The sequence below is a fragment of the Streptomyces sp. NPDC050263 genome (assembly GCF_040655955.1).
In the GTDB taxonomy this organism is placed as follows: Bacteria; Actinomycetota; Actinomycetes; order Streptomycetales; family Streptomycetaceae; genus Streptomyces.
The window spans coordinates 153062-180003 of the sequence record NZ_JBFAKW010000002.1 but is presented as its reverse complement, the minus strand read 5'-3'; the positions used below and the strand labels follow the sequence as shown (position 1 = coordinate 180003).

General features: G+C 67.1%; 20 protein-coding genes and 1 tRNA gene. 12 read left to right on the top strand and 9 right to left on the bottom strand.

Features of this window, described 5'->3' with window-relative positions; translation table 11 throughout:
- Positions 1-136: 136 nt before the first annotated feature.
- The 4 genes from AB0J04_RS01685 to AB0J04_RS01670 form a co-directional block, all read right to left on the bottom strand.
- Positions 137-4765, bottom strand: coding sequence for an AAA family ATPase (locus AB0J04_RS01685; RefSeq protein ID WP_363166354.1), 4629 nt, complete (start codon positions 4763-4765; stop codon positions 137-139).
- 71 nt (positions 4766-4836) lie between these two features.
- Positions 4837-5280, bottom strand: coding sequence for a hypothetical protein (locus tag AB0J04_RS01680; RefSeq protein ID WP_363166353.1), 444 nt, complete (start codon positions 5278-5280; stop codon positions 4837-4839).
- A gap of 114 nt (positions 5281-5394) precedes the next feature.
- Complete coding sequence (locus tag AB0J04_RS01675) at positions 5395-5619, bottom strand: cold shock domain-containing protein (protein WP_363166352.1); 225 nt, start codon at positions 5617-5619, stop codon at positions 5395-5397.
- A gap of 1552 nt (positions 5620-7171) precedes the next feature.
- Entirely contained in the window at positions 7172-10981 is a 3810-nt protein-coding gene (locus AB0J04_RS01670; RefSeq protein WP_363166351.1) for a hypothetical protein, read from the bottom strand.
- A gap of 499 nt (positions 10982-11480) precedes the next feature.
- On the opposite strand from AB0J04_RS01670, the gene AB0J04_RS01665 reads away from it, so the two are divergent.
- Complete coding sequence (locus tag AB0J04_RS01665; protein ID WP_093781077.1) at positions 11481-12014, top strand: NUDIX hydrolase; 534 nt, start codon at positions 11481-11483, stop codon at positions 12012-12014.
- Here AB0J04_RS01665 and AB0J04_RS01660 read toward each other — a convergent pair.
- On the bottom strand, positions 11992-13332 hold the full coding sequence (locus AB0J04_RS01660; RefSeq protein ID WP_363166350.1) for a hypothetical protein: 1341 nt from the start codon (positions 13330-13332) through the stop codon (positions 11992-11994). The two genes, AB0J04_RS01665 and AB0J04_RS01660, sit on opposite strands and share 23 nt — an antisense overlap.
- A gap of 114 nt (positions 13333-13446) precedes the next feature.
- On the opposite strand from AB0J04_RS01660, the gene AB0J04_RS01655 reads away from it, so the two are divergent.
- The 3 genes from AB0J04_RS01655 (at position 13447) to AB0J04_RS01645 (ending at position 15290) form a co-directional block, all read left to right on the top strand.
- Entirely contained in the window at positions 13447-13689 is a 243-nt protein-coding gene (locus AB0J04_RS01655) for a hypothetical protein (RefSeq protein WP_363166349.1), read from the top strand.
- A gap of 250 nt (positions 13690-13939) precedes the next feature.
- A complete protein-coding gene (locus AB0J04_RS01650; RefSeq protein WP_363166348.1) occupies positions 13940-14383 on the top strand; it encodes a hypothetical protein in 444 nt (147 codons plus the stop codon).
- 70 nt (positions 14384-14453) lie between these two features.
- Positions 14454-15290 carry a protein kinase gene (locus AB0J04_RS01645; protein WP_363166347.1) on the top strand — a complete coding sequence of 279 codons (837 nt, stop codon included), beginning with the start codon at positions 14454-14456 and terminating at the stop codon, positions 15288-15290.
- An 836-nt stretch (positions 15291-16126) separates the two neighbouring features.
- On the opposite strand, the gene AB0J04_RS01640 is transcribed toward AB0J04_RS01645, so the two are convergent.
- Positions 16127-16618 (bottom strand): GntR family transcriptional regulator, encoded by a 492-nt coding sequence (locus AB0J04_RS01640; RefSeq protein ID WP_363166346.1) that lies wholly within the window; start codon positions 16616-16618, stop codon positions 16127-16129.
- A gap of 171 nt (positions 16619-16789) precedes the next feature.
- On the opposite strand from AB0J04_RS01640, the gene AB0J04_RS01635 reads away from it, so the two are divergent.
- The 7 genes from AB0J04_RS01635 to AB0J04_RS01605 all read left to right on the top strand — a co-directional run bounded on the left by AB0J04_RS01635 (position 16790) and on the right by AB0J04_RS01605 (position 22517).
- Entirely contained in the window at positions 16790-17140 is a 351-nt protein-coding gene (locus tag AB0J04_RS01635) for a hypothetical protein (RefSeq protein WP_006381100.1), read from the top strand.
- On the top strand, positions 17137-17349 hold the full coding sequence (locus AB0J04_RS01630) for a hypothetical protein (RefSeq protein ID WP_363166345.1): 213 nt from the start codon (positions 17137-17139) through the stop codon (positions 17347-17349). Before AB0J04_RS01635 ends, AB0J04_RS01630 begins: the two co-directional genes overlap by 4 nt.
- Before the next feature lie 122 nt (positions 17350-17471).
- Positions 17472-18752, top strand: a complete 1281-nt coding sequence (locus AB0J04_RS01625; protein ID WP_363166344.1) for a cell division protein FtsK — start codon at positions 17472-17474, stop codon at positions 18750-18752.
- Positions 18753-18810: 58 nt separating this feature from the next.
- Positions 18811-19518 carry a DUF2637 domain-containing protein gene (locus AB0J04_RS01620; protein ID WP_363166343.1) on the top strand — a complete coding sequence of 236 codons (708 nt, stop codon included), beginning with the start codon at positions 18811-18813 and terminating at the stop codon, positions 19516-19518.
- Between the two features lie 153 nt (positions 19519-19671).
- Complete coding sequence (locus AB0J04_RS01615; protein ID WP_363166342.1) at positions 19672-21135, top strand: replication initiator; 1464 nt, start codon at positions 19672-19674, stop codon at positions 21133-21135.
- Between the two features lie 45 nt (positions 21136-21180).
- Positions 21181-21363: a helix-turn-helix domain-containing protein gene (locus AB0J04_RS01610; RefSeq protein ID WP_319670859.1), complete on the top strand. Its 183-nt coding sequence runs from the start codon at positions 21181-21183 to the stop codon at positions 21361-21363.
- Positions 21363-22517: a tyrosine-type recombinase/integrase gene (locus tag AB0J04_RS01605; protein WP_363166341.1), complete on the top strand. Its 1155-nt coding sequence runs from the start codon at positions 21363-21365 to the stop codon at positions 22515-22517. Before AB0J04_RS01610 ends, AB0J04_RS01605 begins: the two co-directional genes overlap by 1 nt.
- 68 nt (positions 22518-22585) lie before the next feature.
- Here AB0J04_RS01605 and AB0J04_RS01600 read toward each other — a convergent pair.
- The 3 genes from AB0J04_RS01600 to AB0J04_RS01590 all read right to left on the bottom strand — a co-directional run bounded on the left by AB0J04_RS01600 (position 22586) and on the right by AB0J04_RS01590 (position 25732).
- Positions 22586-22661 (bottom strand) — tRNA-Arg (locus AB0J04_RS01600).
- Positions 22662-22734: 73 nt separating this feature from the next.
- A complete protein-coding gene (locus AB0J04_RS01595) occupies positions 22735-24339 on the bottom strand; it encodes a helix-turn-helix domain-containing protein (RefSeq protein ID WP_363166340.1) in 1605 nt (534 codons plus the stop codon).
- 64 nt (positions 24340-24403) lie between these two features.
- Positions 24404-25732, bottom strand: a complete 1329-nt coding sequence (locus AB0J04_RS01590; protein ID WP_363166339.1) for a M6 family metalloprotease domain-containing protein — start codon at positions 25730-25732, stop codon at positions 24404-24406.
- Between the two features lie 521 nt (positions 25733-26253).
- Between AB0J04_RS01590 and AB0J04_RS01585 the strand changes: the two genes are divergently transcribed.
- A complete protein-coding gene (locus AB0J04_RS01585) occupies positions 26254-26898 on the top strand; it encodes a TetR/AcrR family transcriptional regulator (protein WP_363166338.1) in 645 nt (214 codons plus the stop codon).
- Positions 26899-26942: the final 44 nt, after the last annotated feature.

The window sequence follows — 26942 nt, the reverse complement described above, 5'->3', positions numbered from 1 at the left end:
CTACCGCCTCCATGGCCGCACAACAGAAGAAGCGACCTCAGAAACGATCATCGCCGACCCGCCCTCACCCCCGCAGCGAATTGCGCAGCAGAGTCACGGAGCGGTCCAAAACTCCCCACCCCTGCCCGCAGCCGCGTCAGTCGCATGACGTGCGGTAGGCCAGGTGCGGGAACAGTTGTTTCCACTGGTCTTCGGGGATATTCAGGGGATACGACTCGCAGAGGGCCTCGTAGAGGCCGTCGGTGTCGAAGGCGAGCACGTAGGTCCTCTCCTCCGTCATGGTGGCGCTGCCGTAGTCGGTGACAGCCAGCCACCGAGGGCCCTGCGGTGAGTTCGCCGGGGGCACATGTATCGCATCCGCGTTCTCCAGCGTGACGTGCTCCGGAGTGTTCCACCGCCCGTTCTTCCCGACGGACCAGATGCGATGGGGCTTACTCGTCACCGCGTAGCGGCCGTCGGAGGTCATGTCGATCGACGTGACCTCGCGGTCGAGCAGGAGGTCGTTGTGCCTCTGGGGACGAGCGGGGTCGGTGACGTCCCAGAACTCGACGGTTCCATCGCGCAGTGCCGCCGCCAACTCCCCCTTGCGTGTGGGGAAGTAGCCCCCTGGGGCGGCCGGAAGCAGGCCGGCCTTGACGGGGTGCGCGGGCCGGGAGACGTCCCAGAGCCGGACGTTGTCCCCCGGCGCCTCGGTGATGAGCAGCCGGGACGAGCCGTAGTACATCGCGCTCTCCATCGTGGCCGCGTCGTCGACGCGGCCGCCCTTGCGGGGCCGGGCGGGGTCGGAAACGTCCCAGAACCTGATGTGCCGTCCGTCCTCCACCGTCGCCAGGGATCGCTCTCCGGCGAACCACAGGTTTCCCGTTGCCCCGAGGCCGCCGCTCGCCTTCACCCCGACCGTGCCCCGGCGTACGGGATTCGCCGGATCCCGGATGTCCCACAGCGCGATGTCGGTCTCCTCTTGCGAGCCCACAGCGAGGAGAAGACCGTCGGGACTCACGGCGATGCTCGGCATGTCGGCGGTGAACCGGATGCCGGGGCTCTTCCTCAAGGCCCCGTCGGAGTCGAACTGCCAGATCTGGAGGGTGTGATCCAGCCCCTTGGTCCAGTAATGCGCCAGGAACACGGGCGTCTTGCGCCGCGTGAGGAAGTACTTCGCCTCCCATCCCCTCGGCAGGGTGTACCGGACCTTCGGCGCGTCCGGGTCGCTGACGTCCCACACCTTGCTCGTGTAGGTGCTGTCCGCGTTCGACTGCGAGGCGATGACTAGGTCACCGTCGCGGCTGAACGGGCTCGTTCCAGCCTGGGGCATGACATGGATGCCGCCCTCGAACGCGGGCGCCCAGGGCCGGCCGGGCCACAGCCGCACCTCTCCGCCCACCTCACCGGCCGCCAGATACCGGCTGTCCGGGCTGAAGGCGACCGACTGGGCCGGCTCACCTGTCGGCAGTGTGACCTGGCGCATGCGCTCCACCAGATCCGCCGCCTTCCCGGTCACCTCGGCCCGCTTGACGCCGTCGGCGCGGTCCGCGCCCGCCAAATACCTGCCGTCCTCGCTGAACGCGAGCGACGGCATGCCGTCCCCTGAGACGCCCCAGGAGTCCATGTACCGCTTCGCCTTCACGCGCCGCAGTTCCCGCCCGTCCGCCACCTCCCACCAGGCGATCTTCCCCGCCGCACCGGTCGCGACCACCAGGTCGCGCCGGGGATCGGCCGCAACCGCCATGACCGTGTCGGCCTGCTCCGTGTCCCGCAGCACGGGCCGGTCCGGATCGCTCACGTCCCACAGCCGCACCTGTGCGGGCTGCCCGCTCCCCGACTCTCCGTTGCCGTTGCCCGTGATCAGGTGGCGCCCGTCGCGGGTGAACGCCAAGGAGATCACTTCCACCTCGGCGATCGTCCGTTGCGTCCGCAGTGCGGGGTGGGCGGGGTCGCTCACGTCCCACAGCCGCAGCTGTCCCTTCTGGCTGCCCGCCGCGAGCGTGCGGCCGTCCGCGCTGAACGCCAGCGTGTACGTCACTCCGTGGGCGAGCCGAACCAGGGAGAGCCGCCGCGGCTTCTGCGGGTCCGCGGTGTCCCACAGCGTCAGTTCGTCCGCCGACTGCGCGGCCAGGAGCCGTGAGCGCGGACTGTAGGCGATGGCCGGACTGCTCCTCAGCGCGAATCGGCCCGCCTCCACCGGCCTGGTCGGCTCGGAGAGGTCCCACAACTGGACCCGGCCGCCGTGGACCCGGTCACCCTTGTGACTCGCGGCCAGGACCTTGCCGTCCGGGCTGTACGCGACGTTGAGAACCGGTTTGCGGTACGGCTCCTTCGGGACGAGACGGGTCGGTGTGAGGGTCGTCGCCGCCGTGTACAGGCTGGAGCGGGTCTCCGGGGTCACCGCGGTGTGGTACGCCGCCAGGCTGAGGCGGAGCGCGGTCTGCGGGTCGCGTTCGCGCAGGGTGTCGGCCTGGGCGGCCAGTTCCCTGGCGATCAGGCTCTTCTCCCGGTTCGCCGCCTGCCGGTTCTCGTGGAACGCCCACCCGAAGAGCGACGCGGCCACCAGGGCCAGGGCCGAAAGACCGGCGATCCACGCCTGCGTGACGAAGCGTCGACGCCGTTGCGCGTGGTCGCTCGCGGCGACGAAATCCCGTACCACTTGGCGGACGGGGACGGGGACGGGGACGGGGACGGGGACGGGGACGGGGACGGGGACGGCCGACGGCGTGGCTGCGAGCGCCGAACCGGCGGTGACCACCGGCTGGGTCGCCTGGGCGTCGTCCGTCGTGAGTTTCTTCGCCTGCTTCAGGGCGTCGCCTTCGTAGAGGCCGCTCGCCTTCCGTCCCGCCTCGGCCCAGCCCTCCGCCGCCGCGGTCAGCCGCCGCAGTCTCAGCAGGTCGTCCCGTACCTCGTCGATCCAGCCGCTCAGCCGCCCCCACGCGTGCAGCAGTGAGTCGTGGCCGAGCTGGGCCCCGCCCCCCTCGTCCACGACGACCAGACGGGCGTCCGCGAGCCGGCGCAGCAGGTCCTCGCTCCTGGCCAGTTCCTCCGGCGGCACCCGGCGGCGTACCAACCGTCCCTCGCCGTCGGCCACATGGACCATGGCCAGCAGGAGGCTCCGCAGGGCCGTGCGGCCGGTCTCGTCGAGAGCGTCGTAGATCTTGTCGGCGGCCCCTGCCACGGCGCCCCGTATGCCTCCGGCACCGGCGTACCCGGCGTAGGTGAGCGTCGTCCCCTGCCGCCGCAGCCAGATCTCCGGCAGGGCGTAGGCCAGGAAGGGCAGCGCCGCGGCATCGCCCGCGGTGCGCCGCTCCTCGTTCACATCGCGTCGCAGGAGTTGCGGTACGCCCTCCTCCCACCGCAGGCCCGCGTACTCCGCCGGGCCCACGATCGCCGCCTCGACCTCCTCGTCGCCCAGCGCGGGCACGGCGAAGTGCCCCGTCCGCACGACAGGCGCCAGGCGGGGGTCGCTCAGGGCGTCGCTGTAGTAGTCGGCGCGCAGCGCCAGGACGAGACGCGGGCCGGCCCCGTCCTCGCCCCGCTCCTCGTGCGCTCCCGCGGTGAGGGCGGCGGCGAATCGCTCGCGTTCGGCCGCGTCCGAGCAGAGCGTGAAGTACTCCTCAAGCTGGTCGATGACGAGGACACGCGGTGCCCGCCCGGCCGTAGCCCCCGTAGCCGCGGGCGGGCTGAAGCGCCCCCGCTCCAGATCCCGTACGACGTCCGAGGGCGCCCTGCCCACCGCCGCCGCCCACGCCTCGGCGAGCGTCCGGAACGGCCACTCACCCGGCGCGGACACCAGCCGCACAGGGCCGAGCCCCGCCTGCTCCGCGGCGACGCTCAGTCCGGCCCGCAGCAGCGAGGACTTGCCGACGCCCGACGGCCCCACCAGGACCACCGGCTCACCGGGCCGCGCCCGCTCGACGCGCTGCAGCAGCTCCCGGGTCAGCTCCTCCCGGCCGAAGAAGAGACGGTGGTGCTCGGGGAGGAACGGGAGGATGCCGGGGTAGGGGCAGACGGCGTCCGGATCGGGGACGTCGGCCACCGGCCGCCCGGTGTCCGGGCCCGGCCGTGGCTCGTACCGGCGGTTGACGGCGAGAGTCAGTTCCCCCATGCGCGCGGTGCCACCGCCGTACGGGCGGGCCGCGCTGCCCTGGAGCCGCTGGTCGAGCAGCCGGTAGACGCCGCCCAGCGTCAGCCACTTCGGCCCGCCCACGTCGCCCTCCCGCAGCAGGCCGAGCAACTGGCCGCTGAAGAGGGTGTGCTCCGCGTCCGGTGGGGCATACGCCAATGCGTTGGGCATCGCGGACGCGAGCAGGTAACTGCCTGCGGGCCGCGCACCGGCGAACGGGTCCGCGGCGCTCGGCCGTCCCGGCTCTTGGGCATTGCCCGCGAAACAGCAGTCGAGGATCACGACCGGGTCGGCGGCGGCGTCGCTCAAGTAGCGCTCGATCTCCGTGTAGGGGACGGAGTGCGCCATGTCGGCCCGGGACTTGGTCGTCGCCGTCGCCAGGTACAGCTGCTGACCGGGTCCGCGCAGCCCGTGCCCGACGAAGTAGAGCAGGACGGTTCCGCGCTCGTACCGCTCCTCCGTGGGCTCTGCCCGGCCGATGGCCGCCGCCAGTGCCTCCAGGACGTCGCTCGGCGACGTCGGGTCGGTGAGCAGGGTGACCCGATCGCCCATACCGCACACTGTGCTCAGCGCCTCGGCCACGTCCTGCGCCGACCGTAGAGCGGACGGCAGAGCGGACAGCTGCCGGCCCGGGTGGGTGGCCGTCCCGACCACCAGCGCGTGGCAACCGGGTCCGGTCAGATCCGCTCTTCCCCGTAGATCCGACGCCCCCCGCGACGGCACTGTCAGCCCGTCTCTCGCGACGGATCGACCTGACCGTCATCCTCCGCCGTATCCCGTGTCCCCTGTGGATCGCGCTCCTGCCGAAGCGCCGCGGCGACCCGCTCGGCCAACTCACCGGTGCCCTCGGCGGTCAGGCCGCGCACCTTCTCCGAGGAGACCACGACCTGCGTACCGTCCGGCAGGGTGATGGTGACGGTCTGGTTGCCCCGGCGGCTCTGGAGCCACACCACGACGGCCGCCCCCAGAGCTGCCGTCGGACCGCCGGGAGCCAGCAGCAGCGCGATCAGCTCCCCCAGCGCGCCCATGGCTCCGCCCGGCGGCTCGGCGGCGGCCTCCCGGCGGATGAGCACACGCAGATCAGGGTCCTGACGCAGCCACTGGTACAGATCGTCCGAGGCTCCGGCCTCGTCTCCGTTCCCGGCGTCGACGGCCACGGTGACTCTCATCTTTGCCCCCCTCAGGTGCAACACATGTCCCTCTGCCTCAACTGTCGTTGCAGCCATAAGAGTTGGCAACATGAGGACATGCCTGAGCGGCGATGAACGACACCGGTGCGGATATCAGGCGGGCCGAGGCGAGATGCTCACCGCGCGGTAGTCGTACCCGTCCTGCTTGAAGCCAGGGGCCTCCCATCGGAGATCTACACGTTGCCCCGGCGACAGCGTATGGAAGCCCTTCGTCCGGATGTCGGCGTAGTGGCCCCAGCAACCGCCGGGTGTCTCGGGAGAGTCGAGTACCCCCCACCCTTCCTCGTCGTACCACTCACGGACAGTCGCAGTCACCATGAAGCGACTATACGAGTGCCGGTTGCGCCGACGCGTGGTCCCCCGTGCGACCTGGCACGCATCCCGCACGGGCCTGATCACGGGGTCGGCTTCACCGCATGGCCCAAGGCGACAAGGCCGAGTCCGATTGCGGTCGACGAGGGATGCTCGAACCCGCCGCATGCAAGGAGCAGGGCTCCCGCTCCCCAGAGTCTCGGCTGCCGAACGTGGCGCTGTAGCCATCGGCCCGTCATACGTCCGAGGAGCAGGCCACGCAGGCCGAGAACAACACACGCGAGCCAGACAGGCCTACTGCGGCCGGGGAACGCGGGCAGCGACACCGCCGCCGATCACATCGAAGCCCCCCGACTGTTCGATCGCCGGTGTGCTGAGTGAGATCACCACGCCAACGACCAGCGGCCGGCCCTGCCTCGTCACCGCCCCCGCCGACCAGCCCGACCGGGCGAACTGGTCCCTGCCGACGATCCCGTAGTTACTAGAAACTGTGCCAAGTTTGAAGCTCCACGTATCTCGCCGTCGTGAAGCACCTGAAGATCAATTTCGGATACCGTGCTTGATAGATCGACTTCCTGGCCGCGCACTGCAAGGTGGCGGCAGGAGACTTGCCCCAGTACTCGAAGGTCAGCCAGATTCCCGCCCGGACGGTGGCCTCGCCGGAAGTATCCGAAACCGACGGGGCAGACGCTGTGTTGGCCGACGGGGCCGCCACAGCGGCACCGGGAGCGGAGACGGCCATACTGAGCGCCGCCAGGGCAACGCCGGCACTTGACGCGATCTTACGAATCACGTGAACTCCTCAAACTCGGGGCTCAGAACCGAACGGAATGACGCTCGCCGAGGGTATTTACTAATACGTATTAATGGAAGCGTGTCGGTGGGGCGCACCAGGGCCAGGGCGGGACATTGGATGGGGCGCCCAGGTCGGGAGGGTTGGCAGGAGCAGTGAGTCGGGATGCCTGTCCGGTTGCGAATCGGGACGGCGACGCGGGACGGCTTCGGCAGCGGCCTGGCCGGGCCGCGGGGCTCCGCGTCTCAACCGGTGGCCCGCGCTGTCCGGTGCTTCGTCATGTCAGAAGGGGGCCACCTCCGAACTTTCGGAGGTGGCCCCCTTCTGAACTGGTGCCCCCGGCAGGATTCGAACCTGCGACACCCGCTTTAGGAGTTCGGACCGACGTGCTCAGCAGAAAGCTGCCATGCGGCACGGACCGCTACCTACGGCCGCCTGGAGTTGCTGGCGTCCAATGCTGTTGATGTCAGCCGTGGATGTCAGGTGCCCCACCCTGTTCGGCGACGGGTAGACGGCAGGATGGGTTCCGGCTGCCGGTGCCCGGGACGCTCCAATGATTCAAGGCGCGCACGCGGCGCGCTACGCGCTACGGGCCGAATTGAGGAAGTCAGTGCCGGTCAAGGACATGCTCCGTCGGGGGCGCTCAGGCTCCAGGATGGAAGGAGCGTCGTTCGCGAGTGTCAGGCGTGAGGATGGGAGCCGAGCGAGAGGTGGTTAGGGCAGTGGTGCAGCCTGTCGTACCGCGCTCTGCTAGCCAGTCGAAAATCATTGATCGAACCAATTCTTCCTCTGGGCAACCGTCTCCAAGCTAGGCATGTGCACTGTTACGCGCCGGGTTGCCGAATATGCGGCGGCTGACAGCAAAGCCGCCGGATACTGCTCTGGCGCATCTAGAATTTCACGCACTACTTCCTCGGAGAGCCTATTCTCGTAACGTGTCAAGTCCTGCTGCGTCACGTTCCATGGGGTCGAAGGCAGATGGGATGCCTTGGGGAGGTGCTCACGAATGGACTCCAAGCACCCATCCCAGTTGGCCCTAGATGTCATCCACTTGAGATTCGCTGCCACCATGAACGCGGCGACGAAAGAGGTACTCAATGGATCCATCACACCATGCGAAACTCCCGCAGAGAGTAGTGAGATGTCACTCACTTTCACGCGAGGTGCCAGGAGGGCGGAGAATCCGGCTGGTAGCTCGCTCCACGTGCCGACCAGCGCATCTAGTGAGACCTTGGGGTTGTTAGTGCGGGAACGGTGACGGCCGGACCAGAAGTGCGCATTGAGTGCCTCAATCTGCCAGGCCTCCATTTCTGACCACCTGGCAGAGATCAACGGATGCACCTGATTGATAACCTCAATGTCTCCAATTTCCAAGAGACAGGCAATCGCGGCTAGGGTTGTTCCATCCGATCTAGTTGTAGCCAGTGCATCCCTCCAAAATGGGGCAGAGCTTCTCTGTTGCCACGCGGTTTTGACACGGTCCTCCATCGGCGTAGCGCTATCGAGGAATGAAGGGTGACCGTTGGGGTTCCACGCAACCCGGCCTGCCAGTAGCGCGACACGCCAAGCCGCCCAACAGTTACCAAACGTGGCACGGATGGCCTCAGTGAAGTACCGCACCCGAGCGATGCTCAATGTATATGGACTTGGGGCTGTGCGCAGACTCTCGGACAATTTCAAAAGAGATTTGAGCTCATCTCTGACCCTGGGGTAATTAGCGATCAGAATATCATCAGGCCTGATCTGAGACGTTTGAATGTAACCCTCTGCATGATCGGGTCGCATAAGGCTAACTACGGCGCGGCTCAAGGTAACTACTGACCTGCCGTTAGTCGGTATCCCGCCGACGGTCTGGATACCTGAGCCCAGGGCGGACATGTATTCCGAGGCCCAAAGAGTGTCCTGTGCCGCTAGGTCCAGCCGGCCTGCGGTAGCGACGGTCCGCCACACAGGGGCATCGAAAGTCGCGGGATTTAGTTTTTCGACGAGCACATGAGCAGGTTGCCCATCGAACGCTCCACAGATTTGACCACGCCGGAACCACTCTGCGCGGCTATGATTCGTCCTCTCCAGCTCGGCATGCCACCAGTCAAATCGGTCTTCGCGCACGCCCTGCGAACTGATTACCTTGGCACTTTCGAAAACCAACTCGTTAGTTGTACTATGGGCGACAATTTCTTGCGCTCGCCGAATCAGACTGGACAAGCCGGCATCTGCGGGTAGAATTTTTATCCCTCGGGAACGAATTGACTGCGCGACTTCTGATTCGTTGAGCAACAGCCGGTAGTTCAAGGAACTCGTCAGGAGTGTGGCCAGTTGTTTGGTATCTCTAGGTGATGCAGTGGTCACGTAGTCACCGAGCAACCGCCACAGCAGTCGACTGGGATGGCTTGTGTGACGATATTCCGGATCGGCGCAGAGGTCTTCAATGCGACGAGAGAGATCGGCGAGCTCTCCTTCGTCATACCATCCGCAGAAAAACCTAGCGACGTTGAGCCAGTAAGGATTCCGAATTAGAGCCTCTAGGCGCTCAGGTCGAGTTCCCTTAACAGGGAAGGCGCTTGTCGAATGCGGTGATGTTTTATACAAATACCGAGCCGCAAAGAACTCACGAAGAGGCTGTACTTCGAACTCGAATCTTCCCTGAACTCGCGACACAAGCACGAATACACGTTCCACCCCGTGGAATAGCTTATCAACGAGATCCGTGGGCCGATCCTGAGCTTGAAGATAGCTCTTAAGTAGATCTTTGAGCTCTTCCTCTGCCACGTCACCCGCAGCATCCTGAGACCTTCCGACCTCGCTACGGGCATGCAATACCCAGCCAAGGTACCCATGAAGTTGGAGAAGAACATCTCGATATTGACGCACGACTGTACTTTTATCCGCCTCCCTGTCTAGGAAGGTTGACATGTAGGCTTCGTATAGGGCTGTGCGCTTATCTGGGAGTGACCATCCTTTAACGTACACTAGCCAAATAAGAATCGCCAATTGCATCGGGTTGCGTGCCAAGTCGGCGACATGACTCTGTGCCAGACTTTCTTCAAGAATTGCTCGAAGCTCTTGAGCCTGGTCATCCGGCACGGCGCGGATATTAATCCAGGATGACGTATACTGTTGAATTAGGTCGAGAGATAGGTCGCCAAGCCCGAAATAGGAATATTCCTCCGGGGTGAACGCTGGTGATTTAGCGAAGGCAATAGGTCGACTGGTTACAATCGCCTGAATATCGGCTTCCACTGTCTTTAGGCGTTTAATGAATCTCTCACAACACTTGACAACTCGCTCGCGCAAGCTTGTATCTGCAACTTCATCCAGTCCATCGAGCAGGAGGATCGTCGGAGTCTCGGTCACGATGGAGATGAGGTCCTCCGCCGTGAAGGACAAGCCCTCCGTAACGTGTTGGACATGGTCGACAATAAAAGCCTCTAGGCTTTGCATATTTCGACTCTCAGCCGTCCTTGGCTTATTTGTCCAGGGAGATCTTCCCTGCAGCCAAGTGGCCAAGCGGCGCAATTCAATTCTAATGGGCAATTTAACGTCAACGCTGCTACACCAGGCAGGCAGCTTCTCAATTTCCTCTGCCTTGTTCAGGATGAAGGCTCTGTGTACTTGGCCCACGAACTGAGTAAGGGTAGACTTTCCCTGCCCAGGCGCTCCTTCCAGGACGACCGTTTTCATTTCTTGGAAAGCACCACCATGCAGGAAGAGCTCAGCAGCCCCCAGTCCTTCCACTTCATGGTTCCAGTAGTGGGCGCGTCGACGCTTATCTGCACCGTCTCCTCTCGCTTGATGTGCCCGCTCTGCAATCTTAAAGATCACATCCCTCATGGAATGCTGCTCGCTGGAACGCCTGACGGAGCGTGCGGCTGCGGGCACATCCACGAAGAAGTCCAATAGCGGTGTAGAAGCGAGGTCCGCTTGTTTGAACCGCAGGACGGATTCAGCTTCGTACTGCTCGCCCAAGTAAATCAACAGGGCTGTGACTGCCGGACTTTTCCTTGAGACGGTGATGGGGCCAGTGAACTGAGGTGAAGGCGCCCCGGGCAATGTCCCTTCGAAGTAGGCGGCAACAGAAGAAGGGCCGTCGAATAGCATGAACCTGAATGCAATGTGAGGGTTGTTCGTTAGGCGCACGTCGAGATCATCGCGCCACCAAAACCTCGTTGGCAGCGGCAGGTTATCGGCGGCCCATTGTTGCATTCGATCACGTAGACCTCCTCCCGGGTGTCCTGATGCCGCTACATTCGTGATAAAAATGTACTCTCTGGCACCATTCGCCTTGAGGGTCAAAATTTTTGGTAGTTCGCGCGCAATGTTTTTCGTTACCCATTGATGCAACTCGTCAGATGTGGGGGTTCCCGTGGGGGTGGGTTCACGAAATTTCACTTGATAGATGAGGGCGTCGGTTACGGTGGTGTCCTCGTCGAACGAAAGACCGACAGCGTCCCGGCCACCGTCAGGGCCAGACAGCGGAAAGCATTGAGTACGTGGATTTTCTGCGACGATCAAACATTGAGCAAGCCGTTGAAAACGACGCCCGTCAAGCTGCTCATAAGGGTATGTCTCCGCCACTGCTGATCCTCACGCTTGCACCGCCGGCTCACTCGTAGACAAGGCTATCCCGAAGCAAGTCCGTCGCACAGGCGATGAGTTGACCCTACGCCCCACTCACACCGACCTGGTGCAGCCATGTGGGCACCACGAGCAGAACGAACACTCGACTGCGAGCGGTCAGTCCCAGCTCAGCGCGGACGGTGCTGACGGAGGCGATGCACTCCGATACGGTCTCCGGCCATGGCGAAGGGCAACAGTGTCCTAAGGCGTCCTCCACCAACCTGGTGGATAGCCCGGTAGCTGAAGCGGTGCTCAGCCATCCGTGGCCCATCCGTGGACTCGTCCGGTCTGGTCCACCACGTGCAGGGCTGTCACCTGCCGCGTTATCTGAGACCCAAGCGACTTTCCGAGCCGTGTGCAAAGAGGCATCTCGTCAGGATGACGTGAAGGAGGCGAACTCGCGTCCGCCTTCGGATCGGTCTGAGATCCTGGAGTCCGATCGAGAGGGGCCGCAGGTATGGAGTGGAAGACCCACGGTGAGCGACAGATCTACACCAACAAGTGGGTGAACCTGTGCTTGGTGGACGTTCAGCAGCCTGATGGGCGCAGGTGGGAGTACCACGTTGTGCGCCTGCGGCACCTGGCCGTGGCTGCCGTGGTCAACGACCGCCAGGAGGTGCTGATGATGTGGCGGCACCGCTTCATCACGGACTCGTGGGCTTGGGAGTTGCCCATGGGCCTGGTCGAGGAGGGCGAGTCTCCTGAGGAGGCGGCGGCCCGTGAAGTCCTGGAGGAGACGGGCTGGCGTCCCGGTCCCATCAAGCCGCTGATCTACGCCGAGCCGGCCAACGGGATCACCGATTCGCAGCACCACGTCTTCCGTGCGGACGGCGCGACTTACGACGGTCCGCCCACGGAGAAGAACGAGTCGGACCGGATCGAGTGGATTCCTCTCAGTGAGGTGCGCGGGATGATCGACCGCCGCGAGATCGTCAGCAGCGGGTCTCTCGTCGGGCTTCTCTACCTGCTCATGGATGAAGCGATCCGCTGACCGGCGGGAGGAGTGCCCGTAGCCGTGCCTCGAAGGCCAGGGCTACGGGCTCCTGCCTGTGCGGGGCCAACTGGTCGTAGAACTCTCTGAGATGGCCCGAGACCCGCTCGGACGCCACTGCCGACGCCGACTCCAGCGCTTGCGTCGCGGTGCTGCACGCCTGATCAAGCTTGCCTTGGTCCAACTGCGTGCGAGCCAGCCAGAACGCGTGGAACGCCCGGCCGCGCTGATTGGTGCGGGCTTCCCGGCGCAACGCGTCCGCGATCAATGGTTCAGCCGTCGTTGCCTCGCCGAGTCGACCGTGGGCAATGCCCGTGTCCACTATGAGTTTCAGTTCGTCGAAGTAGGTCACCCATGAGGGGTCCGGGTCGCTCGCCTGGATCTGCTCGAACTGGCGGTGTGCTTCCCCGATCGCTCGGTGAGTCGACGTGTGGCTGCCGAGCGTGGCATGGGCGAATGCCTCGCGCATGGACAGCATCGACAGGACACGTGGAGTGGTGCCGAGGGCCGAGCGGGCTTGGTCCTGGGCAGCGGTCACCAGTGCCAGGGAATCCGCGGGCTTGTCCTGGTAGGTCGCCTGCAAGCTCATACACGCCAGGACGTTGGCCATGAACTGGCGGTCGTCGATCTCCTTGGCGAGTTGCAGGGCCTCGGTGAAGTAGGCGCGGGCTTGGTTGTACTGGCGGGCGTCGAAGTAGGTCCAACCGGTGAGGCGTGCCAGTTCGGCCGCGATTCCGTACAGGCCGTTCTGGATGGACGGCGGGCGGCTCTCCTTGAGCAGTCCCACCACATAGCGGAGCTGGCCGACGACGGCCGGCCGTAGTGCCTCGCCGCCGTGCTGGTCGTCCCGTCGCCAGTAGTCCTCGATGGAGGACCGGAACGCTTCAAGCGTGGCTGCGCTGAGGTTGGTCCGTGTGGCCAACGCCAAGATGCTGTCCACGTCCGGGCCCGGTAGGGACGCGGGTGACTGCTCCTGAGGCTCTGGCACTTGAGATGCCTCGCGCTCGGTGACTGCGAGAGCCTGGGGCGTCTCCCAGGGGCGGCGGGCAAGACCGAGCATGCCTCCTGGGATACGCAAGCCGTCTGAAATGCGCTCGATCACGTCCATGTGGAGCAACTGGCGTCGCCCGGCGATGACTTCGCCGACCCGGCTCGGAGTCAGCTCACATCGCCTGGCAATCATCGACGGGTAGATGCCCGCTCTGGTCTTCACGAGCCGGAAGACTCTGGCGAAGTCCCGTACCCGGCACGCATTGATCATCTCGGGATCGGTGAGCAGCCGGGCAGGAAGCTCCTGCGGCCGGTCGGCGTCGGGCACTGGGCAAGCTCCCACACTGCGAGGGCTACGCAACGTCGCGGATTCTCTACTTGCCGCGATGTTACCCAAGTTGGGTAATCAGCCTGACCTTTTGGCGGGGGTACTCGGATCGCGATGCTCGTGTGCATGGCGAGCAATCAGCAGACCAGACCAGCCGTCGGCGAACTGGCGAAAGACAGTGCCACCGGACGTGTCGGCGTCGTCATGGGCGAGGTCGGTGGCCGCGTGCAGATGCGGCCGGTCCGTGGCGGCAGGGAGTGGGATGCTCTGCCGGGCAACGTGGTGGCACCCAGTGCTCGGGAGGAACTGAGCGCACGCCTGGCCGTGCGGAACGGCAACAGTCAGGTCCCGCTGTGATGCGCGCCGTCGGCCGGTATGCCGGGGTCCTGTTCATCGTCTGCATCAGCGGTTCGTGCGGTCTGGTGATCGGCATGGCCCTCGGGGCCGGCCAGTAGACCGGCCGCCCCGGACGGGTGCCGATCCGCCCGACTTCCCGTCCCCGTCCGGGGCCGGCCACCAAGCCCGCTTCCCGATCGTCTCTGAGCCGAGCTCGGCGATCAGGACGGGTCGTACGTGTCCTGCACGACCTCACCTGAGGAGATCGCACATGACAGCAACAGCCAACGATCAGAAGACTGGTCGCGCGGTGGCTGGCGAAGAACTGTTCGAGAGCCTGGCCCGCTTCGTGGTCGTCCACAGCGGGCAGTCTCCCGAGCGCGCTGAGCGGATCGCGGATCAGGCGGTCGCGTTCCTCGTCGCGGCGGCCACGGCCACGGCCCCCATGATTCCCTCGGACGACGTGGATCTGGGCCTGCACGCGCTCATCCTGCACACGAAGGAATACGCCGGGCTCTGCGAGCAGTACGCGGGCCGCTTCCTGCACCACAACCCGATGCCCGGTGGAGGGGGCCGCGACCCGGAGAAGGTCGCTTCCTCGGCGCGCGCCATGAAGGCGGCCGGATTCGTCGTCTTCGATGACCTGTGGACCGTGGACGGCACGAACCTCGCGCAGTGCGACTCGGACTGCGGCCGACCGTACGGTCAGGCGTAACTCACGACAACAGCGACGCGGTCGGCCTCGACTCTGGGTCGGCCGCGCTCGCCTGGAGGGAGAAGAGACCTTGTCCGGCCCAACCCCTGAACTGCCGATCGTGGTGCTCGACGCGCTCATGCCCACGACGCAGCGCATGGTCATCAATCGTCGAGGCTCCACGGTCTGGGAGGTGGAGAGCCACCGGGGCCACTTCGCCGTGAAGCTCGGCTATCCGATCGAGGCCACGGCCGAGTGGCCGGCCCAGCCCTGGACCGCGCTCGCACCCGCACGCGAGGGCGCCGTCCTGCACCGCCTCGGGCTCGACGCCGTTGCGTACGGCGAATGGGAGCGCGGCACGTGGAACTTCCAGCCGTGGCACGAGGGGCCTGACCTCTACAGGCTGTGGGAGCCATGCCGGAAGGCGGGCTCGTCCAGCAAGCCCCACATCAGCGTGGCGCTGGGATGTGTCGAAGCACTGGCTGACCTCCACGTAAGAGGCTGGGCACACGGCGACGTGCAACCTGCCCACTTCATCATCGGGCCGGAACGAACGCACCTCATCGACCTCGCCCTGGCCCGGGGCGGGCAGGTGCCTCCGGGGTACGACTTCCCGTTCCGCGGCTGCCTCGTCCACTACGAGGCACCGGAGATCGCCCGCAGCGTGCTCGACACCGGACAAGCGGAGCCGACACAGGAAGCCGACATCTACGCGCTCGGGGCCTCGCTGCTCATCTCCGCCACGGGCTGGCGGGCGGTCGAGTACCCGGACGACGCTCCGCGCCCCGTGCAGCGAGAGGAAGTGGCCAACGGTCGACGTCGGCCCGTGAAGGTGTCCGGTGAGCTGGGCGAACTGGTCGACGCGATGCTCAACCATGCGCCGGGGGACCGGCCCACCATCTACGAGGTGGGCAAAGCGCTGATCTGACCCCGAACCCCAACAACAAAAGACCGGACCACCCCTCAGCCTCGACAGCATTCCGGGTGGTCCGGTCGCGGAAGCCCTGATCAGGACCCCGGTGCCGATGGTACCGGGGCGGTCGTCGTGCTCGGATTCGGGTGCGGCTACAACCCCTATCGGCTGTCATCGAGTTGGAGAGGAGAGCGGTTGAAGTCCAGGCATTGGAAGCGCAGTTCTGACCTGCGCCACCGAAAGTCAGCCACGACGGCGAGTGCGCCGAACGAGCACCCGTCACGTGTGTCTCCAGCAACCCCGTCCCGGCATCAGCCACGTTTCCCGGTTTCGAAACGGCGGTCATCCGGACGGCGGGGTCGTGCTTGCTCAGGCTCGGCCCGGAACTGGTCGTGGTCCTGGTGCTCGGGCTGGTCGAGTTGCTTCCTGGCCTGGCTGTCTGTCTTGGCGGTGCTGCGCGCTGAGTGGTCGAGGGCCGGCGCAGCGGTGGCGGAGACAGGGAGCGGCGGCGGCCCCCGGCCGCCAGCGCGCGCGGACCGCCGTAGGCGGGCCGCCTTGATCCAGTAAAGAAACTCTGAACAGCACAGCAGCGCAGTAGCTGATCGACTTGGGAGAGGCGCGGATGCCGTGGGCATGTCCCGGCGGTTCGAGCGAGTGCGGCACGGAACGACGGCACGGCGGCAAGCGGGGAGCGATGACCGAGCACATACCGGACAACGAAATGGGGTCGACCAGCATTCACGTCGGGGACACGGATCAGGTAGTCGCGCTGATCGAGGAGATGCGGGCCATGGTCGGCCGCCTCAGCAGGGAGACCAGGGAGTTGCGAGAGGAAGTGGCCCAGCTCAGGACTACGGCTTCGGCTGCTGAGCTGCCTTCAACTCCTCGACCTCACGGCGCAGTTCCTGATGATCAGCGCTGAGGGCACGGATCTCGTCACGTAGTGCGGTGAGTACTTCAGCGAGGGTGGTCCCGGCGGCTTCGGCCGTTTCGGTGTCGTCGGGCCCGCCCGCCTCCTGCCCTGCCTGGCCGGCCTTCTCGCCCTTGTTCGCCAAGTACCAAACTGGAGCGGTGTAGTTCGCCGAGAGCTCCCCGCTGGCATTGTGGTCTGCGACGAAGCTGCCCCGACCATGGATCGTGTAGATCAAGCCCTCATCGCGCAGCACGTTGAGTGCGGATCTCGCGGTCATGTTGGCCACGCCGAAGCGTTCCTGTAGCTCGCGAATGGCCGGCATCTGCTCGCCCGGCTTGATCCGCCCCTGCAAGATGTCGCGCCGAAGCTCGTCGGCAGCGTGCTGATACGGCGGCCGACGATCCTGCTTGCTCTCTGGCGCGGGGCTCATGGCCCAAGAGTAGCGATTCCTAGCACCCCTAGCACACCCCACTGACATAGGTGGCCTATGTCAGCTGATATCTAGCTCACTCGATTCACTTGACTCTGCTAGGTCAGCTATGTTCAATGGTGATCACGCCCCACCGCCCTGGTGGAGCGCCATCGAAAGGAACCAACTCCCATGGCACGCATCCGTGTTGGCCTGCTCCCCACTTCGTCGTTCATGGTCGGCACCCTGCCGGTGCCGAAGTACGCGGACCAGGAGAAGACGCAGTTCGCCACCGACCGTGAGACCGGAGCGAAGCTCTACACGATCACCCTCTTCTTCATGGAGGAGGACCGTGCCGAAGCTCTGAAGATCACCGTTCCGGAGACCGGACTGCCCAACGGACTCCGACCGGGTGTCCCGGTCATGCCGGTGGAACTGTTCGCCACCCCCTGGGCGCGGATCTTCAACGGCTCGCTCTCGGACGGCATCGCCTACCGCGCGGGTCGGCTGGACCTGGTGGCCCCGGCCGCTGAGGCGGCGTGAGCGTCACCACCTCCCGGTCCGGCGCTGAGCGCAGCTACCCGCTGCCTCACGCCCGGCCGGATGCCCGGTTCACCGAATCACTCGTGACCTCGGTGGCGGCCGTGCTCGTCGCCTACGGCTATCCCCGCCTCGACGCGTCAGCGGATCGGGCGGCCCTCGAATCGGCCCTCGCGGCCTTCCTCTACAACCCGATGGAGAGCCACAGATGAAGGATCCGAACGCCCCCACGGAAGGCACCCTCGGTCACGTCCCGCTCGTCGTCGCCCTGCCGCTCGCCCTGCTCGTCGGATGGGCGGTCTGGTGGATCGTCCGCTAAGTTCGCGCTGATGCCATGACCCGGCAGTCCATTCGGCAGGCCATACGCGTGCGGTGGGGCTGGAAGCGGCTCGCCCCGATGCTCAAGCTGTCGGCCACGGACAAGACCCCGACCGCGCTGGCGTCAATGGCGAACACGAACGGCAAGCCCGTCAAGCCGCGCGTCCTCATCCCCTCCCTGAAGGTGAAGCACGACGCGTACGGAGTGATCGCGCGGGCAAAATGCCTGCCCGGCGTTGGGCTCCAGCAATTCCAGAAGGCGGGCCCGCACCTGGCGGACGCCTGGCGGTGCACACGAGTGGCGGTTACTCAGGACAAGCCTGGGCAGGTCCTCATCCGGGGTGTGCGACTGGATCCGCTGAAGTTCCCCACTGAGCACCACCCCACGGGTGAGCCACCGGAGGAGACAGCTCAGTGGGATCTGGGCCTGGACGAGTACGCGCAGCCCGTGTCCGTGAACCTCACGCAGGTGCCCGGCGTGACCGTGGCCGGCCTACCCGGCTTCGGCAAGACCAGCCTGATCAACCGGCTCCTCTCCGACTGGGCACCCTCGCCCGCAGTCCAGTTCGCCTGCGCGGACGGCAAGGTGTCGGCTGCGTACGAGGGCGACTACGCCGACTGGGCGCAGCGCATGTTCGCCTTCGTGGGCGATGACCTGGAAGAGGCCAACAAGCTGTTCCGGCACCTGGTCGAGCTCCGCCGCGCCCGGTCGGCATCGGTGCGCCAAGTGCTCGGGGTGAAGTCCATGTGGGACGTCGGCCCGTCCGAGAACTGGCCCCTGGTCGTGCTGATCGTCGACGAAGCCCACACCTACTTCCGCGACCACAAGGGCAGCGACCAGCAGACGAAGAAGCTGGCCGCGCTCGCCGCCGAGAACGCCCGGCTCGTGGAAGACCTGGTGGAGAAGGGCCGGTCCGTGGGGCTGCTCGTCATCCTCACCACTCAGAAGTCCACAGGCGACGCGATCCCCACCTTCATCCGCGACGTGTGCCCCGTGGGCCTGAGCTTCGCGCAGAAGACCGCCGAAGCCGCCGTGGCCGCACTCGGTGAGGAGATCCGGGAATGGCCGGACGCCAACCCGATCAACCTTCAGGACCCCACCTATGTCGGCGTCGCCTCGATGAACCACCAGTCGCAACCCGGCTTCACCCGCATCCGCACGCCCTACGTGCCCGACGCGGAAGCCGCTCACGTCGCCGAACAGACGGCGCACCTCATTGCCGACCCCTCCGTCCTCCTGGAAGCCTTCCTCGGCCTTCATCTGGCGGACGTGGACCTCACCAAGCTCGACGTCTGAGCAGATCGCCCGACCGCCCTCGCACGCTCCCGTCACCCCGGAGAGGAGGTGAACACTCATGACAGAAGACCGGATCACTCAGCGCACCATCACGGCCGTCATGATCGTCATTGCCGCGCTGGCGTTCGTCTTCTCCTTCGGCAACGTCTGGTCCCTCGCCCTGCGCCTCGGCGTCCCCGGCCCGATCGCACCGCTCATCGCCCCGATGGTGGACCTCTCCGTGGTCGGCCTCCTGGTCGCGCTCCGCTACCTCTCCCTGCGCGGCCTGCCCGCAGATCAGATGACGGCTGCCACCCGCCTCATGCACTTCTCCGGACTGCTGACTCTCGCCCTCAACGTCGCGGAACCGATCGTCGCCGGACACTACGGCCGTGCCGCCGTCGACGCGGTGGCCCCGTTGCTCCTCCTCGGCTGGGGCTCCGTCGGCCCCCAGCTCCTGCGCGCCTTCCACACCGTCGCTCGTCCTCCCGCCGTACCGGCTTCCCTGCCGGACGAGATCGAGTCGGTGCCTGAGACGGCTTCTGACGCATCCCGCCCTGCGGTGCCGCTCGCCATTCCGGCCCCGGCCCCGGCTCCCGTCGCTCCTCACATCGCCCCGGCTCCCGCTTCGCCTGCCGTCAAGGTGCCTGAGCCGCTGCTGACCGAAGCACGCTCCATCGCGACGTCCCACCACGCCGAGCACGGCGAACCAATCACGGCGGCCCAGCTCAAGACGCGACTGGCGATCGGCCTGCCCATGGCCACCGCGCTTCACGCCGCTCTGTAGGGCCACACCTTCCGCCGGCCTCCCCGGCACTTCCCACCGCTGCCCACCCCTGGGCCCGCCTCGCCATGCCTGCGGGCAGCAGCCCAAGCGCACTGATTCGCTGCTGCCCGCAGGCCCCCTCACCCTCGCGCCAGAAAGGACACCTCGCCACCCATGCGCCGCCACCTCGACCTGCGCCACATCATCAGCCCCGGCCTGCGGGACCTGGTCGAACTGGCCAACACCGACGACTTCGACCGCGTGACGGAACAGGTCCGCAACCTTCGCGGCTGCACCAGCCCCGTCAACCTGCACGGCTGGACCGTCACCACCGACCAGACCACCAAGCAAGTGGTCCGCTCCTACCGCTCCGAGGACGAACCCTCCGGCCGCCTCCTCACCACCTGCGGCAACCGCCGCGCCTCCCGCTGCCCGGCCTGCTCCCGCCTCTACGCCGCCGACACCTACCACCTGATCAAGGCCGGACTGTCCGGCGGCAAGAACGTCGCCGAATCCGTCCGCGACCACCCGCGCGCCTTCGTCACGCTCACCGCGCCGTCCTTCGGCCCCGTCCACAACCGCCCCACCACCGACGCAGGCAAGCCCCGCCCCTGCGCATGCGGCGAAAGCCACCCTCAGGACGCTCCCGAACTCGGCACCCCACTCCACCCGGCAAGCTACGACTACACCGGCGCCGTTTTGTGGAACGCCCACGCCGGGGCCCTGTGGGCACGCTTCACCACCTACCTGCGCCGCGCCCTCGCCGAGCACCTCGGCATGACGCAGAAGGCCCTCAACGCAGCCCTCCGCGTCTCCTTCGCCAAGGTCGCCGAATACCAGCAACGCGGCCTGGTCCACTTCCACGCGGTCGTCCGCTTCGACGGGCCCGACGGCCACACCACCTCGCCCCCGGCCTGGGCCACCTTCGACGCCCTGCATGTTGCCGTCGGCCTGGCGGTCGAGCGCGCCCGGCTCCTCGTCGAGTCGGACGCCGTCGGCGAACGCGTCATCAAGTGGGGCGACCGGTTCAAGGTGGATCAGATCTCCGCCCTGGGGGACGGCGAACTCACTGACGCCAAGGTCGCCGGATACGTCGCCAAGTACGCCACCAAGAACGCCGAGGGCGCGGGCACAGTGGACCGCACCCTCGTATGCCGCCCCTGCTCCGGACGCGGCTATGTACGCGGCCCGGACGGCTTCCGCGACCTGTGCGACGACTGCGACGGCACCGGCCAGGCCGAATCCCTCACCAGCCTCCCCGTCCAGCAGCACGCCCGGCAGATGATCCGCACCGCCTGGGCGCTCGGCCACCTCCCCGAGTTCGCCCACCTCAAGCTCTGGAAGTGGGCCCACATGCTCGGCTTCCGCGGCCACTTCTCCAGCAAATCGCGCGCCTACTCGACCACCCTCGGCGCACTCCGCGACGTACGCCGTGCCTGGCGCACCGCCCAAGCCGAAGCCGCCCGCATCCGGGCCGGCCTCCCGGTCGACGACGAGAACACCACCCTCGTCACCGCTGCCTCCTGGACCTACCTCAGCAGCGGCTACCGCCCCGGTGAAGAACTCCTCGCCGCCCAGGTCCGCCACGACATCGCCCACACCCAACGCGCCAAACAAGAAGGGCTGCTGCCTGCATGACGACCGCCGTACTCACCGTCAACCGGACGGAAGGAGCGCCCACCCATGCCTGACGAAGAGCTGCTGACGGTCCCGGACGTCATGGCCCGGCTCAAGCTCGGCCGCTCCACGGTCTATGACCTGATCCGTTCCCGGCGTCTGCCCTCGCTCACGATCGGCCGGTGCCGCCGTATCCCGGCGCGCGCTGTCCGCGACTACATCACCAACGAACTGGAGGCGGCGGCCTGATGGCTCAGCAACGCAAGCGCAACCCGAACGGCGCGGGCACCATCACCAAGCGCAAGGACGGCCGCTTTCAGTGCGCGGTCTACGTGCTCCAGCCGGACGGCACCCGGGCCCGCAAGTTCGCCTATGGCAAGACGTGGGCGGAGTGCGACGCCAAGCGCCGCGAGCTGCTCGACAAGGTGGACCAGGGCGTGCCCGTGCCCACCAAGTCCGCCAAGCTCTCGGAGTGGCTCCCGTACTGGCTGGACAACGTCATCAAGCCCCGGCGGAAGCTCAGCACCTTCGACAAGTACGAGTCGCACGTCCGGCTCTACCTGGTGCCCCTCCTCGGTGCCAAGCGGCTCGAATCCCTCGGCGTCGCCGACGTCCGCCGCTTCCTCGTCCGCCTGGAGAAGGAGACCACCGCCGCAACCGCCAAGGAATCACACCGAGTTCTGCGCTCGGCGCTGACCTCGGCCTGCCGCGAGGAACTCATCACGCGCAACGTCGCCAAGCTCGTCGAGCCGCCCCGTACGGACACGCCCGAGCTACACCCCTGGACCCTCGACGAGACGCTCGACTTCCTCGCAGCCTCCCGCAAAGATCCGCTCTACGCGGCCTTCGTCCTCGCCATAGCCATGGGCCTCCGCCGGGGAGAGATCGTCGGCCTTCGCTGGTCGGCCCTCGACCTTGACAACCGAGTGCTCTACGTCCGCCATCAGGTGCAGCGTCGCCGTGGCGTCCTGTACGACGACGACCCCAAGAGCCGCCGTCGCCGAGCCGTCCCGCTGCCTGCTCTCTGCATCGCTCCCTTGCGCTGGCACCGCATGCGTCAGAGCGCGGCTCGCGTCAAGGCGGGGGAGAAGTGGCAGGACTCCGACTACGTCTTCGCGACCCGTACCGGCCGTCCCATCGAGCCGCGCAACCTCTACCGCTCATTCACCCGCGTCGCCCAGTCCGCCGGCCTCCGCGTCATCCGGCTGCACGACGCCCGTCATGGCACCGCCACCCTTCTCACGGCGGCCGGTGTCGCGCCCCGCGTGGTGATGGAGATCCTGGGCCACTCCCAGATCAGCATCACCATGGACGTCTACACCCACGTCGTGCAGGACACGCAGCGTGAGGCCATGAGCCACATGGACCGACTGCTCAGGAAAAGGCGGCTCAGCCGTGGGTGATCGCCCGCGTTGATGTCAAAAGTGGATGTCAAAGGCCCCGGACCATGATCGGTCCGGGGCCTTTTGGCTGGTGCCCCCGGCAGGATTCGAACCTGCGACACCCGCTTTAGGAGAGCGGTGCTCTATCCCCTGAGCTACGAAGGCGTGAAGGCGGGGCTTGTGGCCTTGTGGGTCACAGGCGTCAGCGTACCGGATCTGGGGTGTGGGGGTGCGGGGGTCAGGTCAGGGGGACGTGGGTGAAGCGGGCCGCTGTGTGGAGGTCTGTCTCGATGTGCGAGGCCGTTGCTCTCAGGGCGGGGAGGATTTCGTCGACGCACTGTTCGGGCGTGCGGCGGGCCACGTGGGCGGCCGCGTTCAGGGCGGCGATCACCCGGCCCGCGCGGTCGTGGATCGGGACCGCGATCGTGCGCACTCCCTGTTCCAGTTCCTCGTCCAGCACCGTGTGGGGGGACGGTGTGAGGAGGGCTCTGCCCAGCGATGTCGAGGCGGCCGGGTGGCGTGTGCCCAGTGTGATGTTGACGCTCATGACGTGGCCTGCGGTGGCCTGGGCCGTGTACTGGATCTCGTCGCCCGCGTCGGTCAGGGACGCCAAGGACGTCGTCTCCTGGATTTCGGCCGTCAGCGTGGTCATGTGCGGGGTCGCGATGCGGGGGAGGGTCGTGCGGGAGAGGGGTGGGAAGCCGAGGGAGAGGACCTGGGGGGTGAGGGTGAAGGTGCGGTGGGGGGCGGGGGTCACCAGGCCCAGGTGTTCGTAGGTGATCAGCGCTCGGCGGGTGGTGGCCCGCGACAGGCCTGTGGCGTTCGCCGCGTCCGTCAGGGTCAGTTCCGCCCTGCCTTCGCCGAAGGCCGTCAGGACGGTCAGGCCTCGGGCCAGCGACTCGATGAACTCCCGGCCCAGTTCCTGCTTCGACGCGCCCGTCCAGGTCGCCAGGCCCGCGGGGGGCGGGGCGGGGTGTGGGGGCGGCGCCTGGCGCAGGGTCTCCTCCATCGCCGCCACCGTCGTCCGCAGGCGGGGGAGCAGCGTGTCGCGCAGGTCGGCCGCCGTGTGCCGGCTCGTGTGGCTGACGACGTTCGCCACGCACGCGATCCGGGCGGTTCGCGGATCCCGTACGGGGACGGAGACCGCCACCAGGCCCGGTTCGATCAGCTGGTCGTCCAGGGCGCAGTTGTCGTTCGCCGCTCGCTCGGTGCTTCGTATGAAGTTGTCGTCCGTCGCGTGTGCGGTGTTCGGGAGCGGGGGGATCGTCCGGTAGGAGCTGTTTCGGGGGTCCCCTGCCCTGCGCTCGCGCCAGGTCCGCCAGTCCTCCTCCGTCCACTCCGTCGCGAACAGCGGGCCCGGCGCGGTGCGTTCGGCCGGGAGCAGGTCGCCGATGCGGAAGCTCAGGGACATCGCCCGGCGGCGGGTCGCCTGGTGGATGAAGCGGATGCCGTCGCGGTCGGCCACCGCCAGGGAGACGGACTCGTCGAGTTCGTCGGCCAGGCGGTCCGCGTGCGCGGAGAGCAGTTCGGGCAGGCGCAGGGCGGCGAGGTAGGCGTTGCCGAGCTCCATGACGCGGGGGGTCAGGGTCGCGTCCCGGCCGTCGAGACGGACGTATCCCATGCGGGCGAGGGTGGCGACGATCCGGTCCACGGTCGAGCGGGCCAGGCCGGTGGCGCGTTCGAGTCCGCTGAGGCTCAGCACGCCGTTCGCCTCGGTGAGCCGGTGCAGCACCGTGATGCCGCGCATCAGCGGCGCCACCGCCTCGGCCGGGGGCGGGGGCGGGGGCGGGGGCAGGGCTGTGTCGGGTGCAGCCGTTGCGTCGTTCGGCTCGGGTTGTGGCATGGGTGGTGTGTGCTCCCCGTGGAGGATCTTCGGGACACCGTAATGGGCGGACGGCGCCCCCCACCTACTTACGCGTCACCCGTACCCGGTAGTCGCCCTTCAGGTCCGCGCCCGTCACCGCGATCTGGATGCCCCGCTTCGGGTCCTTGAAGGTCTCGCCGAGGGCGAAGGGGGCGTCGGAGAGTTCCGCGTGGACGTTGGGGCTGCGGGTGCAGCCGCCGCTGTCGGAGTGGGAGTCGTAGACGGTCACCGGGCCCATGCCGGTGTCGACGTCGGCGTCCACCTTGTAGATGAGGACGCCCGGGCGGCACACCGTCTCGTCGTTGCCGCCGCGGGCGCGCAGTTCGACGGCGTATCCCGTGCGGTTGCTGACCGGGACGAAGACGAGTTTCGGGCCGCCCGTGCGGGAGAGGGGCGTCAGGGTGTGCTCCGTGGAGCCCGGCGTGGCGGCGCAGGCGATCTGGGAGGCGTCCAGCCAGCCCAGTTTCCATTTGTGCCAGCCGAGCAGGTCGTTGTTGGTGCCCCAGTCCTCGCTCATGATGTCCCAGTGGCCGACGGCGCCCCCGCCCTCCTGGGTGTAGAGGTCGGGCAGGCCGAAGACATGGCCGTTCTCGTGCGGGAGGACCCGGTAGCCGGTGCGGTCGTAGGTGCCGGAGCCGTCGTCCTGGCGGGAGTAGACGAAGGACGCGTTCGACACCGTCACGCCGTCGGCGACCGGCGCCTCCGTGTTGCCGGCGAACGTCACGGACAGGACCGTGTCCAGGGCGGAGGGGCCCGCGTTCGGGGTGACCAGCACGTTGAGGAGGTCGTACGCGCGAAAGTCCACCGTCGGGTCGGCGGCGGCCACGATGTCCTGGACGAGTTCCCGGTAGCCGGGGTCGAAGGGCGCGCCGCGCTCTATGCCGTACTCGCGGAACGGCTTGGGCATGCGCAGCCAGCGCCGGATCGGGGTCTCGCCGCGATACTCGAGGCGGCCGTAGGACGCGGTGCGGAACCATTCCTCGGTCTGCGGGAAGAACTCGCGGTAGCGGCTCAGCGGGCTGCCCCGGCCGGGCGCGTCCGAGAAGTCGATCATCAGGGTCAGGGCGTGGACGGTGCCGGTGGAGCGGGAGTAGCCGCCGGCCGTGGGCAGGCCCTCGGACATCTGGACGGACGTGCCTCCGTTGATCATGCAGGGCGCGAGGGCGGAGGCACGGGCCAGGGTGAGCGGGCCGGCGCCGGCCGTCGTCGCGCCGGGGGCCGGTGTCAGCCGGGCCGTACCGGCCGAGGTGCTGACAGCGAGGGTCAGCACGGTGACGGAGGCGAGGGCGGCGACGCGGCGCGGGCGTATGCGACGGCGGAGCGGCTCGCCTGCGCGGGCCGGGGCGGTGCGCACGGGCTGCGGCGGCTGCATGCGATGCCTTTCGCTCCAGGCAGCCACCGGTCACCGGCTGCACCCTTTCGATCACCCTCTGCCGGGGTGCGCGCGGGCGCGCGTTGGAGCGGACCGATCGTGGATTACCGGCCGGTACCGGACGGTACCGACCTGTGGTGGTCTGTAACGACCTGTGTCTATATGTACCGACCTGTACCGGCCGGGGGCGACCTGTACCGGCCGGGGTCGACCTGTATCGGCCGGGGGCGACTTGCGTCGGCCGGTACCGGCCCGACGGCATGGAGATCGCGGCCGCGTTACGGCCCCGTCGCGGGCGTGAGCCAGGTCACATCGAGAAACTTCCGGGATCGGGAAATAACCGGGGACGCTCTCCCCGTTTAGCCATGTGTCCGAGCGAAACGGGGAGACGATCCCCGGATCGCATGCCGGCTACACCCAGACCGCACGCCGGCTACACACACCGCACAGACCGCAAAGCCCACACACGCCGCACAGCCCACGCGGCCGTGGGCGACACAGCCACTCAGGCAGGAGTAACCGTGCAGACCGCTGTCCCCACCGAGCGCAAGGTGACCCGGCCCCGCGCCGACGCACTGCGTAACCGGGAGCGGATCGTCGCCGCCGCCCGCGAGATGTTCACCGAGTTCGGCCCCGGTGTGCCGCTCGATGAGATCGCCCGCCGGGCCGGCGTCGGCAATGCCACGGTCTACCGCAACTTCCCCGACCGGGACGCGCTGGTCCGCGAGGTCGTCTGCTCGGTGCTGGACCGCACGGTCCGGGCCGGGCAGGTCGCCCTCGCCGAGACCGGTGACGCGTTCGGGGCGCTGGAGCGCTTCGTGCACGCCTCCGCCGACGAGCGGATCAGCGCGCTCTGCCCGATGATCTCCAGCACGTTCGACAAGCACCACCCCGACCTCGAGGCCGCCCGCGAACGCGTCGAGCGGATCATCGAGGAGGTCATGGACCGCGCCAAGGCGGCCGGACAGCTCCGGTCCGACGTAGGCGTCGGAGACGTGATGATCGTGGTGTCCCAGATCAGCCGGCCCCCCGCCGGCACCGACTGCCTGAGTGCCGACCGCTTCGTCCATCGCCACCTACAGCTGTTCCTGGACGGACTGCGGGCCCCGGCCCCCTCCGTACTGCCGGGCACGGCCGTGACCATGGAGGACCTGCGCCGGTCCTGAGGGACCGACCTCTGAGCGATCGATGAGTCGGCTGCGCCGCAGCG

What these genes read in the sequence shown, in the direction of transcription:
- AB0J04_RS01680 (WP_363166353.1), bottom strand. Translation starts at nt 5,280, where the DNA reads ATGAGAGTCACCGTGGCCGTCGACGCCGGGAACGGAGACGAGGCCGGA.
- AB0J04_RS01675 (WP_363166352.1), bottom strand. Translation starts at nt 5,619, where the DNA reads ATGGTGACTGCGACTGTCCGTGAGTGGTACGACGAGGAAGGGTGGGGG.
- AB0J04_RS01665 (WP_093781077.1), top strand. Translation starts at nt 11,481, where the DNA reads ATGGAGTGGAAGACCCACGGTGAGCGACAGATCTACACCAACAAGTGG.
- AB0J04_RS01655 (WP_363166349.1), top strand. Translation starts at nt 13,447, where the DNA reads ATGCTCGTGTGCATGGCGAGCAATCAGCAGACCAGACCAGCCGTCGGC.
- AB0J04_RS01650 (WP_363166348.1), top strand. Translation starts at nt 13,940, where the DNA reads ATGACAGCAACAGCCAACGATCAGAAGACTGGTCGCGCGGTGGCTGGC.
- AB0J04_RS01640 (WP_363166346.1), bottom strand. Translation starts at nt 16,618, where the DNA reads ATGAGCCCCGCGCCAGAGAGCAAGCAGGATCGTCGGCCGCCGTATCAG.
- AB0J04_RS01635 (WP_006381100.1), top strand. Translation starts at nt 16,790, where the DNA reads ATGGCACGCATCCGTGTTGGCCTGCTCCCCACTTCGTCGTTCATGGTC.
- AB0J04_RS01625 (WP_363166344.1), top strand. Translation starts at nt 17,472, where the DNA reads ATGACCCGGCAGTCCATTCGGCAGGCCATACGCGTGCGGTGGGGCTGG.
- AB0J04_RS01620 (WP_363166343.1), top strand. Translation starts at nt 18,811, where the DNA reads ATGACAGAAGACCGGATCACTCAGCGCACCATCACGGCCGTCATGATC.
- AB0J04_RS01615 (WP_363166342.1), top strand. Translation starts at nt 19,672, where the DNA reads ATGCGCCGCCACCTCGACCTGCGCCACATCATCAGCCCCGGCCTGCGG.
- AB0J04_RS01610 (WP_319670859.1), top strand. Translation starts at nt 21,181, where the DNA reads ATGCCTGACGAAGAGCTGCTGACGGTCCCGGACGTCATGGCCCGGCTC.
- AB0J04_RS01605 (WP_363166341.1), top strand. Translation starts at nt 21,363, where the DNA reads ATGGCTCAGCAACGCAAGCGCAACCCGAACGGCGCGGGCACCATCACC.
- AB0J04_RS01595 (WP_363166340.1), bottom strand. Translation starts at nt 24,339, where the DNA reads ATGCCACAACCCGAGCCGAACGACGCAACGGCTGCACCCGACACAGCC.
- AB0J04_RS01590 (WP_363166339.1), bottom strand. Translation starts at nt 25,732, where the DNA reads ATGCAGCCGCCGCAGCCCGTGCGCACCGCCCCGGCCCGCGCAGGCGAG.